The sequence below is a fragment of the Hymenobacter tibetensis genome, from assembly GCF_022827545.1.
Taxonomy (GTDB): domain Bacteria; phylum Bacteroidota; class Bacteroidia; order Cytophagales; family Hymenobacteraceae; genus Hymenobacter; species Hymenobacter tibetensis.
This window is the reverse complement of sequence record NZ_CP094670.1, coordinates 26,103-41,579: the sequence shown is the minus strand read 5'-3', so window position 1 is coordinate 41,579 and position 15,477 is coordinate 26,103. Positions and strand designations below refer to the sequence as shown.

12 protein-coding genes are annotated in these 15,477 nt (G+C 53.9%); 4 read left to right on the top strand and 8 right to left on the bottom strand.

Annotated features, from left to right (window positions below; translation table 11 throughout):
* Window positions 1-133 precede the first annotated feature (133 nt).
* A complete protein-coding gene (locus tag MTX78_RS23260) occupies window positions 134-664 on the bottom strand; it encodes a hypothetical protein (protein ID WP_243803096.1) in 531 nt (176 codons plus the stop codon).
* Window positions 665-1,087: 423 nt separating this feature from the next.
* Between MTX78_RS23260 and MTX78_RS23255 the strand changes: the two genes are divergently transcribed.
* The 3 genes from MTX78_RS23255 (at window position 1,088) to MTX78_RS23245 (ending at window position 5,597) form a co-directional block, all read left to right on the top strand.
* Window positions 1,088-1,495, top strand: a complete 408-nt coding sequence (locus MTX78_RS23255) for a hypothetical protein (RefSeq protein WP_243803094.1) — start codon at window positions 1,088-1,090, stop codon at window positions 1,493-1,495.
* Between the two features lie 92 nt (window positions 1,496-1,587).
* Entirely contained in the window at window positions 1,588-3,969 is a 2,382-nt protein-coding gene (locus tag MTX78_RS23250; protein WP_243803092.1) for a TonB-dependent receptor, read from the top strand.
* 56 nt (window positions 3,970-4,025) lie between these two features.
* Window positions 4,026-5,597, top strand: a complete 1,572-nt coding sequence (locus tag MTX78_RS23245) for a PepSY domain-containing protein (RefSeq protein ID WP_243803090.1) — start codon at window positions 4,026-4,028, stop codon at window positions 5,595-5,597.
* 102 nt (window positions 5,598-5,699) lie between these two features.
* Here MTX78_RS23245 and MTX78_RS23240 read toward each other — a convergent pair whose 3' ends face one another.
* From MTX78_RS23240 to MTX78_RS23210, 7 genes are all read right to left on the bottom strand, one after another.
* The gene (locus MTX78_RS23240) at window positions 5,700-6,644 is read right to left on the bottom strand and encodes a helix-turn-helix domain-containing protein (RefSeq protein WP_243803089.1); all 945 of its coding nucleotides are present in this window, start codon (window positions 6,642-6,644) and stop codon (window positions 5,700-5,702) included.
* A 132-nt stretch (window positions 6,645-6,776) separates the two neighbouring features.
* Complete coding sequence (locus MTX78_RS23235; protein WP_243803087.1) at window positions 6,777-7,769, bottom strand: aldo/keto reductase; 993 nt, start codon at window positions 7,767-7,769, stop codon at window positions 6,777-6,779.
* Between the two features lie 329 nt (window positions 7,770-8,098).
* Entirely contained in the window at window positions 8,099-8,596 is a 498-nt protein-coding gene (locus tag MTX78_RS23230; RefSeq protein WP_243803085.1) for a hypothetical protein, read from the bottom strand.
* On the bottom strand, window positions 8,586-9,377 hold the full coding sequence (locus MTX78_RS23225) for a ParA family protein (protein WP_243803083.1): 792 nt from the start codon (window positions 9,375-9,377) through the stop codon (window positions 8,586-8,588). Before MTX78_RS23225 ends, MTX78_RS23230 begins: the two co-directional genes overlap by 11 nt.
* Window positions 9,378-9,959: 582 nt before the next feature.
* Window positions 9,960-11,177 carry a replication initiation protein gene (locus tag MTX78_RS23220; protein WP_243803082.1) on the bottom strand — a complete coding sequence of 406 codons (1,218 nt, stop codon included), beginning with the start codon at window positions 11,175-11,177 and terminating at the stop codon, window positions 9,960-9,962.
* A 990-nt stretch (window positions 11,178-12,167) separates the two neighbouring features.
* Entirely contained in the window at window positions 12,168-13,355 is a 1,188-nt protein-coding gene (locus tag MTX78_RS23215) for a PAS domain-containing sensor histidine kinase (RefSeq protein ID WP_243803080.1), read from the bottom strand.
* A complete protein-coding gene (locus MTX78_RS23210) occupies window positions 13,348-14,163 on the bottom strand; it encodes an alpha/beta fold hydrolase (RefSeq protein WP_243803079.1) in 816 nt (271 codons plus the stop codon). The genes MTX78_RS23215 and MTX78_RS23210 overlap by 8 nt, the downstream gene beginning before the upstream one ends.
* A gap of 742 nt (window positions 14,164-14,905) precedes the next feature.
* Between MTX78_RS23210 and MTX78_RS23205 the strand changes: the two genes are divergently transcribed.
* Complete coding sequence (locus MTX78_RS23205) at window positions 14,906-15,352, top strand: hypothetical protein (RefSeq protein ID WP_243803077.1); 447 nt, start codon at window positions 14,906-14,908, stop codon at window positions 15,350-15,352.
* Window positions 15,353-15,477 lie beyond the last annotated feature (125 nt).

The following is a 15,477-nucleotide window of genomic DNA, read 5'->3' as shown; positions in this document are numbered from 1 at the left end:
CCTCTGACACCTGAAAAGGCCGGCTTCCGTTGAGGCCGGCTTTTTTGTGCGTTGTAACGGCCACGGCATCCTACTGCCACGCATGAAAAAGACCTGTTGACGACGATTCAAGATGCACACCTGACGCCAAGCGTCACTTTGTAATCTTGAAAGCTGCTCTGTACAATTCTGGCGTTAGCTCCTTGCTGATGAGGGCCATATGTCTTGGCATCAGTACGATTACGGGAGTTGTATTCTTTATTTTGTTTAAATACTGGGCAATCGGGTAGGTACCAATTGCGCTTTCAACGACAATGGTGGAAGGGTCTTGTCCGGCGGGTAGTTTCGCTAGTTCGATTAACTTTTTAGATGCGCTGCTAATCGTTTTGCTGGAGAAAAACAACGGGATGTACCCTACAACACGCATCGTGTCATTATCCACGTTATCTGAATGCGTTATCACTGTAACGCAGGCACTATCAGGGTTGCTTTTATTGTCAGCTAGGTTGTTGCATTGCGCGACTTGCATTAGCACCAGTGCATCGAGCATAGACTTGTACAAATCACCGTCCTTGATTTTTTCGTTGACTTGTTCGCAGGTCCAGGGGACGGCAAGCGTGTACACAGGCAGCACGTTCTTGGGCTGACTTAACAGATTCATCGAGCTGTCCAGCTTGTCTTGCAAGTCCCGGTCGGGAACTGAACAGGACACCAGCAAACACAAGCCCAGGCTTGCCCATAGACTTTTTATGGCCCCTTTGCACTTACCACATACAGGCGCCAACGAACCGTAAAAATGCCTCATCGTGTATGCTCATACTAGCTTAAAGTATGGTACCTAGCCGCTAATGAGAAACTGCTTGCGCAACACGGAAACCCGTGCATCCACGAAGCTCGTGCTACTTGTGCTTGCTGGGCCTCAGTGCTGACACTGAACTTTCGAGTGCTTCGCTCAAACCGCATTACCCTGCTTGCTCTTTATGGGAGCCTGTCAATTCATGCTCGTGCGCAACTACAGTAAATCAGCGAATCCTTGGCCCTTCGGGCTTTGCGTTGTTCTTTTGCACCTTGCCAGTTGGGCCTAGCACCGGCTGCGTTACGGAAACATATGCGTCAGGCCATTGCCATCTTGCTGCTTTGCTCGCTTTCGGTACACTGTGCCGGGCGGTTGGGTATTGTGGCTAGCTGGTGGCTGAACCGCGAGTACGTAGCGCGGGTGCTGTGTATCAACCGAGACAAGCCCCAGCTACAGTGCAACGGCAAGTGCCATCTGGCCAAGCAGCTCAAAGCGGCCGACGCCGCCGAGCAGCCTCAACACCCCTTGGGCAGCAAGCAGGCTTTTGCAGAAATTCAGCTGTTCTGCCCTAGCGCCGATTTGCTGCACCTGGCCGCGCCAGCCACCTATCCGGCGGCCCGCCTGCGCTACGCTGCTCTGCAGCTGGAGCACTACCGCTGGGACCGGCCCGGCCCCGACCACCCGCCCGCAGAAGGGCTGATGACCACTCGTTTTTCTTGAGTTCTGGCACGACTGCCTGAACCGGTTTCCGCGTGCCCTGTACGGCGCCCGGACCAGCAGCGGCGTGCCTTCATCAGTCCTTATTTTTTTCTGTGAAACACTCTTTTCTTGTTCCCCTGGCGCTACTTGTGAGCCAGGCGGTCCTGGCGCAGCGTACGCTCTCAGGGCGCGTCTTCGACGCCGTTACCAAAGAGCCGCTAATAGGGGCTACCGTGCGTACGCCAGACGGCAAAACCGGTGCCAGCACTACTACCTCAGGCTACTTTTCTCTATCCACCGATGCAACTCAGGTAGTTGTATCGGCCATTGGCTACCAACCCTTTACACTGAACACCGCAGCCAACGCACAGGCCCTGCGCGTAGCCTTGCAGCCGGCCGTTGAAGACCTGCAAACCGTAGTAGTTACGGCCAGCCGGGAAGCCCAGCTTCGCACCGATGCGCCGGTAGCCATCAGTCAACTTTCGCCTACTGTCATTCAGGATACCAAAGCCACGCTGCTGACCGAGTTGCTCAACAAGGTGCCGGGAGTGGTGATGCTCAACTACGGCAACGAACAGCACGCCATGGGCATTCGGCAGCCCTTTGGCACCAGTGCCTACTTCCTGTACCTAGAGGACGGCATTCCGTTACGGCCCATGGGCGTGTTCAACCACAACGCCTTGCTTGAATCCAACCCGTTGGCAATCAGCTCCATTGAGGTAGTAAAAGGTCCCGCGTCGTCGCTGTACGGCCCGGAGGCGGTGGGCGGCGCCATCAACCTGCTTACCAAGCGGCCCACCAGCGTCCCGACGCTAAGCGTAGGAGTGCAAGGCGACCAATACGGCTACCGGCGCGTGCAGCTTGGCGGCGGCGGGATGCTTACGCCTACTCTAGGAGCCTTTGTAAGCGGCTACGTGGCCCGGCAACGGAACGGTTGGCAGGCACAATCCGACTACGATAAGCAGTCAGTAAACGGGCGGCTAGAGTACACACTGTCCGATAAAACCCGCTTGACGGCGGCGGCTTCTTACAACAACTACGACTCGCAGACCAGCTCGGCGGTGGACAGCGTGGCCTACTACCGGCGCGAATACAGCTCCACGTCGGATTTCACGTACCGCCAGACCTATGCGCTCCGCGCCCGACTCACAGCCGAGCACCAGTGGAATGCGCAGGGCACCACTATGCTCAGCACCTACTTCCGCGACAACCGCGTGGGCCAAAACCCAAGTTACGGCATTCGCTGGGCCAGCGGCGCCCCCACGGCCCGCGGCGAAGTCAACGTTAACGCTTTCAAGAGCTACGGCATCATTGCCCAGCACAGCGTAAAACTTAACTGGCTCGGGGCCAAGCTTCTGGGTGGAGCTAGCTTCGACTACTCCCCCACGCGCTACGACGCCCACCAACTGGATTTAGCGGCGCAGCTCCGGCCCGGCGGGCGGTCAGTGGAAAAATACACCGTCACGGCGGACCGTAAGGATGTTGTGATTGCCGATTACGACACAGACTTGCGCAATTCGGCGGTGTATGCGCAGCTCGACATGCATCCGCTGCCACAAGTAGCAGCGCTGCAACTCACGCTCGGAGGGCGCTTCGACCGACTGGCTTTCGACTACAACAACTACCTCGACCGTTCCAGCGGCTCCAAACAGTACCAACAAGCAACCCCGAAAGTGGGACTAACCTACGAGTTGGGCAAGGGCCGCGGGGTATACGCCAACTACTCACAAGGCTTCTCGCCGCCGGGACTGACCTCTATCTTTCGCAAGAAACCGAACACCCCGGCCGGGGCGCCCGCCGAATTTTACTACAACCTAGCGCCGGCGCGGTTCTACAACCGCGAAATCGGGGGGTGGGCTTCGTTGTTCGACAACCAAGTTTACGTGGACGTGGCGTTGTATCAGCTCGACGGCCGTAACGAGCTTCTCAACATCCGCCAACCCGACAACTCCACCGACTACCAAAGCGCAGGCAAAACCCTGCACCGGGGCGTGGAATACGGCTTGACTTACAAACCCACCTCAGAACTATTTTTCCGCTTTGGCGGCACCAACGCGGTGCATCGCTATCAGGCCTTTGCGCTGAGCACCAGCACCACAGATGCTGTGCAAAACGTGAACGGCAAAGACATGCCCCAGGCCCCGCGTTGGGTGGCAAACACCGAGCTGACGTACAAGCCGCAGTGGCTGCCGGGCTGGCGGGTGGCGGGAGAATATCAACGCATCAGCGCCTGGTACCAGAACCAAGTAAACACGGTCCGCTACGCGGATACGGGGCTATTCGGGGCTGAGGGCGTGAGCACGCTCAATCTGCGTACGGGCTACAGCTGGCGCGAAACCGTGGAAGTATTTGTGAACGTGCTCAACCTCACCAACGAACGGTACGCCACCGCAGCCACTCGCGGCAACGCCGCCACCGACCGCTCCACCTACACTCCTGGCGCACCACGCACGGTGTCGGTGGGCGTGCAGTATAATTTCATCGGCAGCAAATAACGGCCCGCTGGCCGCGCTTTTAGCAGTAAAGGGCGCGGCTGGCTCTACTTTTTCTTATGGAAATCACCACACAACGTCCCGGGGCGGCGCCTGCCCGCTCGGGAGGGGTTCGTCGCTACGTGCAGCGTCATATCTACCGCTGGCACCGCATCATCGGGCTGCTTACCATCGTTCCCGTTATCTGCTGGACTCTGAGTGGCCTGCTGCACCCCCTGATGAGCAACTGGTTGCGGCCCAAAATTGCCCGCGAAAGTTTACCTCCTTTGCCAGCCCCGCGCCCTACCCTGCCCCTAACGCAGGTGCTGGCCCGGCAGCACCTTACCCAGCTGCGCAACGTGCGCCTGGTGCGTTGGCAGGGAATCCCAACCTATCAGGTGCTTACCAGCGGCTCTGCCACAGCCATGCCGCGCTACTTCAGCGCCGTCACGGGTGCGGCAGGGCCTGCCTCGGCCGACCGGCAGTTCGCCGAGCAGTTGGCCCGTTATTTCACGCAGGATTCCACTTCGCGCATCGTGGAAGCCGAGCGGCTCACAAGTTTCACGGCCGATTATCCGTTCGTGAACCGGCTGCTACCCGTATGGAAAATCACCTTCGAACGGCCCGGCGTAACGACGGTATATGTGGAGACGATGCCCGCCCGGTTGGCCACTTTCAACAACCCAACGCGGGCAGCTTTCCTGCGTTTTTTCAGTTGGTTGCACAGCTGGAGCTGGCTGGACTACATCACCAACAACACCGTGCGCGTTATGGTAATGCTGGCCTTGCTGGGTGTCATCATCGCCTCCACCCTAAGCGGACTTGTAATCTATGGGCTCATGTGGGGCAGGTTTCGCAAGCCCCGCAACCCGCAGGACCAGGTAGGCTGGCTGCGCAAATACCACCGCGCCGTGGGCTTGGCCGTGGCACTGGTTACGCTCACGTTTGCCGGCAGCGGGGCATTTCACGCCTGGCGGAAACTGCAACCCGACGAGCGCCTGCGCTACCAGCAGCAGCCGGTACTTGCCACTTCCCGCCTCCCCCTTGACCCGTCGGAGCTACCATTACACTGGCCTCAGGTGCAGAACGTAGCCTTGATTGAGTTGAACAGCCACGTGTACTATCAAGTCACCGAGCTGCCCCTTCCGTCCGGCGACGAACAGAACGGCAACGCTGCTGCCGGAACAAGTACCGGCCAGCCGCTGGAAGCAGTGCTCCCGCCTCAGGTAACGTATTACAGCGCGGCCACCGGCCACGTATTGCCTGAAGGCGAACAGCAATATGCCCGCTTCCTAGCCAACCAGTTCATGCAGCAAACGACTGGTCAGCCCGCGCCACCTATCCAGCAAACCGAACTAATCTCTCATTTCGAGGGCGAATACGGCTTCATCAACAAGCGTTTGCCAGTGGTGAAGGTAGCGTACGATACGCCGCAGCAAACCACGCTTTACGTGGAAGCGGGCACAGGCCGCTTGGCCGCTCGCGTCGAAAACCTAGACCGCTACGAAGGACTCTCGTTTGCCTTTCTGCACAAGTACCACGCAATTGGCAGCTGGGGCAAAAACGTGCGCGACGCCGTAACCATGCTAGCCGCCGCCGGCGTACTAACTGTTTCGGTGCTGGGGTTGTGGCTGTTCGTGAAGATGAAATAGCGTAGCGGACCACTGAAATTTCTGCCCACCGATTGACGGCCAGGATAGCGGGCACTACCCTGGCCGTCGAACGTCGGCGCTGTATTCAGCTTCAAGAAACGCTTACTGCGCTGAGATGCGGAAGGCGGCGGGGCTCAGGCCCGTCTTACTTTTGAACAGTCGGCTGAAATAGTGAGGATACTCAAACCCTAGCTGAAACGCTGTTTCATTCACCGAAAGCGAAGTAGTGAGCAGCAGCTGTTTGGCTTTCTCAATCAATCGGTTGTGAATGTGCTGCTGGGTGTTCTGTCCGGTGAGGGTGCGCAGCATGTCGCTCAAATAAGCAGGCGACACGTGCAGCGCATCGGCGAAATACTGCACCGTAGGCAACGGCAGTTGGCCATCCTGAGCGAAATAACCCAACAGGAGCACCTCGAACCGTCCCAGCATGTCGTGCTCGGGCGTACGCCGGGTCAGAAACTGGCGGTGGTAAAACCGGTTGGCGTAGTTAAGCAATACCTCGAGTTGTGACACCAGCACGTCCTGGCTGAACGCGTCGATGGGCCGCTCGTATTCTTGCTGCAACACCTGCAATAAGCTACTAAGGGTCTGCTCTTCTTGCGCCGACAGATGTAGTGCCTCGTGCACATCATAAGAGAAGAAGGTGTAGCTAGCCATTTTCTGGCCTAAGGGGTGGCGAGCCATCAAATCGGGATGAAATAGTAGCATCCAGCCATCCATTTCGCTTAAGCTAGCCACGTCTTCTTCTCGTTGCACCCAACATCCCTGGCCGGGTGCCAGAAAGCTTAAAACACCTTCGCTGAAATCGTACTTCTGATGGCCATAGCGCAAAGCAGCCTCTTTCATATTCCGCTTCAACGACATACTGTAGAGCTGCCGCACCGCGGGGGTTAGAGCTTTAGCTACTGCCTCGGGGCCTACGTTCTCACGCACCTTGCTTAAATCAATTACTGTGAGCAGCGGGTGAGCCGGAGCAGGCAAATCGTAGAAACGCGTGTATTCCGTTACAGTAGCCAACACGCAAAAATCCTTGGGAGCCAGTTTCATACTTAGATGAATAGAGGTAGTAGTATCTAAAGCCGTGCAGATAATTCTTGTTCACTGGGAAGCTAGTGATTACGCTGTAGAGTTGCGGCCAACAGCGTACACATAGCGGCTGACTTCGCCGGCTCGTAGCGCTTACATGCCCTCCGGGTAAGCCCCACCTACCACGCTGCCCACGGGTAGCATAGCTTCTAGTTCGGCTAGTTCAGTGGAACTGAATGTAAGGCTAGCGGCGGCTACGTTTGCTTCTAGGTACGTGCGGCGCTTGGTGCCGGGAATAGCTACCACGCCCTGCGCTAATACCCAGGCTAAGGCCAACTGTGCGGAACTCACTCCCTTGGCAGCGGCCAGGGTCCTGAGCTTCTCAACCAATTCAAGGTTCTTGTAGAAGTTTTCGCCTTGGTAGCGCGGAAACATCCGCCGGGAGTCGGTTGCCTCGAAATCATCGGGGGTTTTGATTTCGCCCGACAGAAAGCCTCGGCCCAACGGCGAATAGCCTACAAAGCCGATACCTAATTCGCGAGTAGCCGCTAGCACGCCGTTTTCCTCCACTCCCCGGTCGAAGAGGGAATACTCGGTTTCCAAAGCTGTGATGGGGTGCACTGCGTGCGCTCGGCGCAGGATGTCCGTGGGCACCTCGGAGAGACCTAGGTAGCGTACTTTCCCTTCCTCCACCAACCGGCTCATAGCCCCTACGGTTTCCTCGATGGGCGTTGCGGGGTCCAGGCGGTGCAGATAGTACAAGTCAACGTAGTCGGTGCCCAAGTTGCGCAAGGAACGTTCGATGGCCGTGCGCACGTAGTCAGGCCGGCCATTATAACGCCCGTTCCAGTTGCCATCTGGACCGATTTCGAAGCCAAACTTGGTAGCTAAGGTGTAGTGCGCGCGCTGCCCGGCAATGGCCTGGCCTACCAACTTCTCGTTGGTGAAAGGGCCATACACATCGGCCGTATCGAGCATGGTTACGCCCAGTTCCTGGGCCCGCCGAATGGTAGCTATGCTTTCGGTGTCATCGGTGGCGCCGTAGATGGTGCCGCCCGCAAAGCCCGACATGCCCATGCAACCGAGGCCCTGTGCTGAAACGTGTAGGCCTTGGCGGCCCAAAGCAACTTCTTGAATTGTGGTCATCGGTGGTAAAAGGCTAGTTGTAAGTTGGTTTGTACCACACAAAGGTCCCGCTTACCTCACCCAGTCAACCCACACAAACCGCTGCTTCTACAACACAAATTGCTGCTAGCCTACCCCAGCGTCCCACGCTTAACCGCACGCAAGGATTTGGCGTAGGTCTAGCGAGACGTATTAGAAAGGCTTGTAATGGATACCCGCCAGTCGGTGCTTGCTGCGTCTTAAAACAAGTACCGACTGGCAGGTATCCCTGACAAGCTGCTGTTTTTCAGATCTAACAGCAGATAATTTTCAACTCGCTCGTTCGAACGGAGGTAAAGCGTTGCTGCGCCTTACACTGAGCCGTCTCCACTGCGCTTTTTATAGCCTTTGATTTTCCCTTGGTTAAGTACTTCCTGCAACACTTTGGGGGGTAGCGGCGTGTTGGCGCCTTCAAACTGGTCGAGGTAGTAGTTGAGGGCCTCGTCCGTGAGGTCTTTTATTTTCACCCGGTCGTAGAACTGTGCTTGCTTGATTCGCAAATAGGTTTCAAACCGAATTTGCGAATTGAAAGGCACCTGCTCAGGCACTTGGGAAGCAGCCACTGCGGTAGTGCCCCGCGTCGGCTCCCCCCCTACCCTCTCCAACTCCTTCGGACTTTCGCGGGGCAATGGGGGTGGGGTTACGGTGGCCGCCACCGGTTTCTCGGCCGTTGGGGTATCCACAATGCCCTCAATCACCGGCACGGGTGGCGGAGTACCAGCCGGATTTTCCGACAGCGTTGGGCGGGGCTTGTCTTTGTAGCGAGCCAGCGCCGGCCGTGGCAGCTTATTGTTGGGGTTAGTTGCCATGGGAGAGGTGCTGTAGAATTTCGTTGGTTAGGGCATCATAATCTTCGGCACCCGTGGAATCGGGAGCATAGTCGAACAGTCCGGTACCTGCCATCTGGGAGTTAGGAATAGCGGTGCTCTGCCGGATGGTGGTCTCGAATACCGGCACATCTTTGCCGTAGTGCTCTTTGATTAGATCCACGACATCATGACGCAGCCGCGAGCGGTAGCTTGGAGAGTACTTGGTGAAAAATATTCCTCCTATCTGCAGGGAAGGATTAATCCGGCGGCGCAGGCGGGTGCATGTGTTGATCAGGTTGGTTAACCCTTCAAAGCCATAGAACTCCGGGTCCACCGGAATATACAGCAGGTTGGTAGCGGCGAGGGCAATCCAGGTTAGGGTACCGATGCTACCTTTTGTGTCGATGATGCAGTAATCGTATTCCGGCGCCACCATATCCAGTATGTCGGCCAGCCGGGTGGAATGCTCAGCATCCCATCCCGGAAGCTGAGCCTCATTGGCTTCCATCTCGGCACTGGCCGGCAACAGGTCCACGTTGTCGCCCACAGGGCGAACAACAGCGTGAATATCGTTTAGGCTGAATTCCCCCTTCCGCATAAGCAGCATCCCGACGTGCTCGGGAATGTCGGCTCCTTCAAATGAAATGGTTAGGCTGCGCTGCGGATCACAGTCGCAGAATAAAACCCGGTATCCCCGACGGGCCAAGGCCAAGCCGACATTCAGGGCCGAGGTAGTTTTACCGACTCCCCCTTTGTTGTTGGAAAAGCATAGTGTTCGCATATACAAGCTTGCTAAAGTGAACTAGCAGCAAGTAAGCAAATAAAACATAATTACGCTGTTACATAATTACGCTTATACGTACAAACGTTTTTACATATAAACGCTTATATTTTTTTACATAATTACGTTTATATGTAAAAACGTTTGTACGTATAAACATGATATATTGATATATATGCTGTACTATTTCAGCTTCGAGTTCATTATATGTCCTTAATTTAAAGCTACTAGAGAGTAAGTATGTGGATGGTACGTAAGAGCGTAACTATGTACAAACGTTTATACGTACAAATTAGCAAATGCTTTTGATTCTCCATTCGACAAGATGTGCAATACGTTGCACGTTTCTACGTAAAAACGTTTATACGTATATACGTTCTTGCGTAGAAACGTGCAATATAGTGAGACACTTAGTAAACAGCGCAAGCTTGACTAGGGTAGGAGGGACGTGACAGATGTGTGGCAGAAATACTCTGGAATCACTCTTCTGAAGTCTTGTCGGGATTAGCTTCTGTGCGCCACCTACAGGTTGAAGCGGCCACTAGGAACATTCAGTTGAACTTGTAGCAAAGAGTAGTCGCTCTACGCTTCTTTGATCAACCATTCAACTCCTTGGGCATCCTGCTGTCGACGAAATCCTTGCGACAAGTAAACTAGCTGCAGATTTTCTTCGAAGGTTGCCCCTTTAGCAGTGTTCTTGCGGCGCATTACCTCAAAGGCTTCTTGCGCTTCCGTTAGCCGGTATCGAATCAATTGCTCTGGGGCAACTACGGGCTTGCGGCTGGTTGTTTTCTGCCGCTGCTGCAAGGCCTTGCGGTAGTCCTCCACCAAATGCCCCTTCGTAATGGCCGTAAAGACTGCTCCAGCCAAACTTTTGATTTTTCCTTGGCTGTTCTTGGAGCGCTGCTGGTGCACGACATACTGCACGTAGCCAGGCTCTACCTCACCTTTGTCGATGAGCTCACCCACCGAGGCAATGCTACTGGCCGAAACACCTGCTTCCAGTAAGGCTTTTTGCCATTCTGCGGTAGCAGGCAGCGAAGGCAACAAAACCTCGCTGGCGACGGCCGCAAAACGAAAGCGAATCTCCTCGACGCTGTTGTTTTTGCCTCGCAGCAAGTCATATTCAAAGGCCAAGTTGGTTTGGGATAACTCGTGCCGAGCTCGGTCTAGCACACGCAGTTTGAAGAGAGGAAACTGTTTGTATTGGCCTTCCAAATCTAGCACCCGCTTGAGTTCATCTACGCTGATAGTGCGCGTGCCGAAGCTGCCGTACTGTTTGAGCAGCCAATAGATGCGGTAGGAGTGGGCGCTCTTGAGTTTGAGCAATTGCATCAACTGGGCCTGGGTGAAGTTGCCGTCGTTGAGTTGCAATAGGTGCTCACGCACTCGGTCGTTGAAGCGTACAATCAAGGCTCGTTCCTCGCTGCTGTAGTCGGCGTAGGCCATCAAGGGTGTGTTGGAGAAGCTAGGAGCTTCATCCAGTATCTTCCCGGCCCGCTTTTTTCTGCTGGGACGTTCAATGTAAATCACCCGCGACGCCAGCAAGGCGCACATATCTTTGAGTTGCTGATAATCGTTGCTGCTAGGTCGCCGGCCCGAAAGAGCCACCACTTCGGTTACTGGAATACGAAGTTCATGGAACTCGGTATCCTCGCGGTTGATGCGCGCTAGCATGGCCATAAACAACCGCATCTCCAGCGTGGTTAGTGCGAACCGGGCATTGACCAGGTCATTGCGCTGCACCACCAGCTTGCTAACTGAATCAGAGGCTTCATGGCTGAATAGGTCTGTCTGCATAGCGGATTAACGATACGGGGCGGATTAGCTAGAGCAAAGTATTACAAAAAATAATGCTGTAATAGCCTTTCGTGCTTTCTGTAATAGGGTAAGCTGAAAATTTCGTGCTTTTAGTAATAGGGTATTCGTGCTTTTGGTAATAGTCATTCGTGCTTTTGGTAATAGGGTATTCGTGCTTTTTGTAATAGAGTTTGCTTATTACAACTTGTATATCAATAGGTTACGGACCCTATAATATTAGGTAATATTATAAATAAGGAAAAACTACCGTTTAAAGAGGCCGCTTTTTTGATATTTCTCTTTGGCGAAATAGGATATGGCTTCCCTGAAAATCGTTCTGTAGAGAAGGTTCGTTGAGTGGCGGCCGGCGGTGGGTTTTCGTGCTTTTTGTAATACCCTTAGGAGATCTTTATTTTAGTAAATAGCTGATAATTAGCTATATAAATAGTAATAGTAGCCGCAATGACTATATAATACAGGGGTAGGAGGGTATTACAGAAAGCACGAATTGAGAGACGTTGCTGCGCAAACCAACTGCAAAAAGGTCCCTATTACAGAAAGCACGAAAGCATTTGCTGGTGTACCTAGAAGCTTGTACATCGCCTATCCTAGTAATTCGTGCTTTCTGTAATAGGGTAGGGGCAAGGAAAATACAAGCTCATACTAGTGTACTTAAAGGTGATAAGTAAGCAAGGAATTAATAAAGCAATATAATTTTACAAAGCTACCCTGTACCCAACCAAGGAAAATATTTTATACTACCAATGCATAAAACACGTTCCCAATCAACAAAAAGCACATAAATGGCAAAACTATATCCGTACTAAATGCATTAAATAGAAAGGTATATAATAGTATTATACCGTAAGAAAAATTTATGCTTTTTAATACTTAACTGTGTTACTGTCAGGGAGAATGTAAAAGCCAGACATATCTTATACCGTTGAAAAGCGAATCTCAGAACTAGCTGCATTTCATGCTTTTTGGGACCTACTGAGGTAAGTGCACCCGGAAAGTAGTGCCTTTTCCTACTGTGCTATGCACCTCAACGCGTCCCCCTACCTGATGGACCAGACGATTAACCAAGTACAATCCCATGCCCGACCCTGCCACCTCCGGGTGAAAACGGCGAAATAATTGAAACAGCTCCTGTCCATGGCGCTTCAAGTCAATGCCCCGTCCGTTGTCTTGCACGCAAAGCACAATGGTGGTGTCAAGCAGGACCGTATAGACCTTGATGTAGGGGTGACGGCTAGCATCGGCATATTTTAGGGCGTTGCTGAGCAAGTTGTAAAGCAGGACGTGCAGAATAGGCCGTGCTGTTCGCAATGTGGGCACTGCATTGAAATCGAGCATGAATGTGCCCTTACCTCCCTTGGCCTGCAAGCTGCTGATAATCTCCTCGGTAATAGGCTGTAGCGCGAGTACTTCTTCAGGAGCTAGCTTCAGTTCGCGCTGCTGTTGCACCACTGCCGTAAGATCCGAGATAGTGCCCAAAATCTGTCGGAGTGCTTCCTCAAACATGCCTACCATGCTGGCCGCAGCTTGGTCGTGAAAAGTAGCCGTGTTCTTGAGTTCAGCAAACAACCCGGCTATGTTGTCGATGGGTTGTTTTAGATCATGAGAAGCCGTGTACACGAAACTGTCAAGGTCGGCATTGATGCGAAGCAGCTCTTCGTTTTTAGCTAAGAGTTGTTCGTTGGCGCGGGCTAGTTGCTCACGCTGTTCTTCGGCCTCGGATTTGGCCCGCAGTAGCTCCTGCTCGAATTTACGGCGGTCCGTTATGTCGAATAGGGTTATGCGTGACCCCAAAGGCTGCCCGTCGGTAGCGCGCAGCAGCACTGCGTTCATCAACACGGGCAGCGTGCTACCGTCCTTGCGCCGCAACTGGTAGCTGATTTCCCGAACCTGCCCCTGCAAAAGCAGCAAGGGTACACAGTATGTTTCGTAATGCAGACGGCCGCCAATGGTAAGCAACTGCTGGAAATCTTGGCGAGCCACCAAGTCCTGCCGCGTGTAGCCCAACCAGTCGAGTAGGGTCTGGTTGACTTTTACCAGTACTCCATCGGGCAGGCAGGAGCAGTAGCCGCAGGGAGCGTGCTCGTAGAAGTCGTTGAGGTTTTCCTTGGGTAGCTGCCCGTCGTGTTCCGAGCGGCCTGCATTGTCGACATCACTCATGATGGGCAGTGGGCTTGGAACGCAGAAAATGCTGCATGGCAGCAGTGGTGGCATGTGGGGCACTTAGGTGCGGGCAGTGGCCTGAAGTGTCGAGTACCACTAACTGGCTATCAGCTAGCTTCTGGTGCAAAAACGTGCCAACTGCTTGCGGGGCGAGCGTGTCGTTTGCGCATTGCAGAATTAAGCTTGGGGTGCGCACCAAAGCTAAATCGGCCCGGTTATCGGCCAAGAACGTAACGCGGGCGAAGTGCCGGGCGATGGTTGGGTCGGTGCTACAAAAGCTGTTGTTCAACTCGGTGGCCAGTTCAGGCCGGTCGGGGTGGCCCATGATTACCGGCGTTATAGCCCCCGACCAGCCCAAATAATTGTTGTTCATGGCTTCCAGCAATTCCTCGATGTCAGCCGGCTCGAAACCGCCCGTGTACCCGGCATCATTGAGGAAACGCGGCGAAGGAGCCACTAAAATCAACTGGGCGATGCGCGCTGGCTCCTGAATGGCCGCCAACATTGCAATGGTAGCCCCTACAGAGTGCCCCACCAGCACGACGTTATACAGATCTAATTCGTGCAGCACTGCCAGTAAGTCTTCGGCGTGGGCAGACAGCGAACTGTAGCGAGTTGGATGGTAGGCAGCTAAGTCGGATTTGCCTGCCCCAACCAAATCCAAGAGTACGACCCGATAATCTGCTTTAAACTGGGGAGCTACCAACCGCCACATGTGCTGGTCGCAGCCAAATCCGTGCACAAATACCATCGCCTGTTCTCCTGACCCGGAAACAGTCACGTTATTGCGTTTCAACCTATCCATAGCAGCCTAGCCAACCATACATGAACCCACTGCCTTAGTGCAGTTTAAACCTTCCGTAAGCCCTAAGGTAGCAGTTACAACTTGTTGGCGAGAACTAACTCACCGGTGGGCCTAATGGAAATACACCACCGCGTATTTCTATTACCTGGTTTCGTTTATAAACCTCGGCTAGATGTACTGTCATAGGCGACGAATATAGTATCGCATGGGCCTTTACTGGGTTGAGTACAAGTCGGACGGCACTCTCGCACCTCGCTGATGAGGTCAAGACACTGTATTTTAAGCTCTCTGTTAGCATTATCATGCCTACCTGGGTTGTGGATTGGCTCAACACAGCAAAGTGGCACTCAGACCTGCTTTTCGGTATGCTGATGCAGGATTACTTCTTTGTGGCAAGATCTGCTTTGCTCAACTTAAGACCGGCCTTCTCGCAGCCCCATAGGTTACCAAGTTGAAATTTCTGATACATCGTGCTGATACCACTATGCGCTTGCCTTACATCAGCTACTAGCCTTAGCAGATATAGTGCGAATAATGGCAGCTGCGTTACAAAATGATGCGCAATGCGCTGCTCACTTAGAAAAGTGAAGACGTGCCTGAAATGTGCCCGTTGGCTGTTTTCAAGGCGTGTTAGCAATCATTTTAGCCCTTCTTTACGGGGAGCAGCAAGCTAGAGCCAGCTGCTTAAGTTGCCAAAATTGTTAGTGCTACGTATTTTAGCACAAGCAACCAGTGAATTGGTATGATAGCTAAGAAGAAAAATCCGCAAACTGTGGTTCTTGATGCGTCGCTTGCCGAGCAAGTTGATGACATTGAAATCAGTGAATACAACAGCGACGCAACAGATCAGGCCGACGACGTAGTGGCCGCGCTGTGCCCTCACTGCGGCGAGTTGCTGGCGTGGCATGAAGAAGCCTGCGTTTCTGCCGCTGTGCCGGTACTTATGATGCAGCCACACGAGATGGAAGCGCCCCCGGATGCTCCCTTGCCCTTGACTCCTTCTCCGTTCACGTACGCCGTGGGCCAACTCGTACAGCCCGCACCCGCCACGCAGGCCGGCAAAATCATTTGGCGCGGACAAGTGAAGGAGCGGCATACGCGCACCGGGTTGCTGCGCCGCGTCAACGTATACCGCCTAGATAACGGCTATTGGGACTGTTACTACGAAGCGGAGTTGCAAGCAGCTTAACAGCTTGCGTACGTAAGTAAACTACTCGGCCCCAACTACCCCAATCACAACACAGCAGCAGTACGCAGGATGCGTTTCGCTCCCGTGTACTGCTGCTGTGTTGTGGCTAGCGCGCCTCATACGCA

What these genes read in the sequence shown, in the direction of transcription:
- MTX78_RS23255 (WP_243803094.1), top strand. Translation starts at nt 1,088, where the DNA reads ATGCGTCAGGCCATTGCCATCTTGCTGCTTTGCTCGCTTTCGGTACAC.
- MTX78_RS23245 (WP_243803090.1), top strand. Translation starts at nt 4,026, where the DNA reads ATGGAAATCACCACACAACGTCCCGGGGCGGCGCCTGCCCGCTCGGGA.
- MTX78_RS23240 (WP_243803089.1), bottom strand. Translation starts at nt 6,644, where the DNA reads ATGAAACTGGCTCCCAAGGATTTTTGCGTGTTGGCTACTGTAACGGAA.
- MTX78_RS23235 (WP_243803087.1), bottom strand. Translation starts at nt 7,769, where the DNA reads ATGACCACAATTCAAGAAGTTGCTTTGGGCCGCCAAGGCCTACACGTT.
- MTX78_RS23230 (WP_243803085.1), bottom strand. Translation starts at nt 8,596, where the DNA reads ATGGCAACTAACCCCAACAATAAGCTGCCACGGCCGGCGCTGGCTCGC.
- MTX78_RS23225 (WP_243803083.1), bottom strand. Translation starts at nt 9,377, where the DNA reads ATGCGAACACTATGCTTTTCCAACAACAAAGGGGGAGTCGGTAAAACT.
- MTX78_RS23220 (WP_243803082.1), bottom strand. Translation starts at nt 11,177, where the DNA reads ATGCAGACAGACCTATTCAGCCATGAAGCCTCTGATTCAGTTAGCAAG.
- MTX78_RS23215 (WP_243803080.1), bottom strand. Translation starts at nt 13,355, where the DNA reads ATGAGTGATGTCGACAATGCAGGCCGCTCGGAACACGACGGGCAGCTA.
- MTX78_RS23210 (WP_243803079.1), bottom strand. Translation starts at nt 14,163, where the DNA reads ATGGATAGGTTGAAACGCAATAACGTGACTGTTTCCGGGTCAGGAGAA.
- MTX78_RS23205 (WP_243803077.1), top strand. Translation starts at nt 14,906, where the DNA reads ATGATAGCTAAGAAGAAAAATCCGCAAACTGTGGTTCTTGATGCGTCG.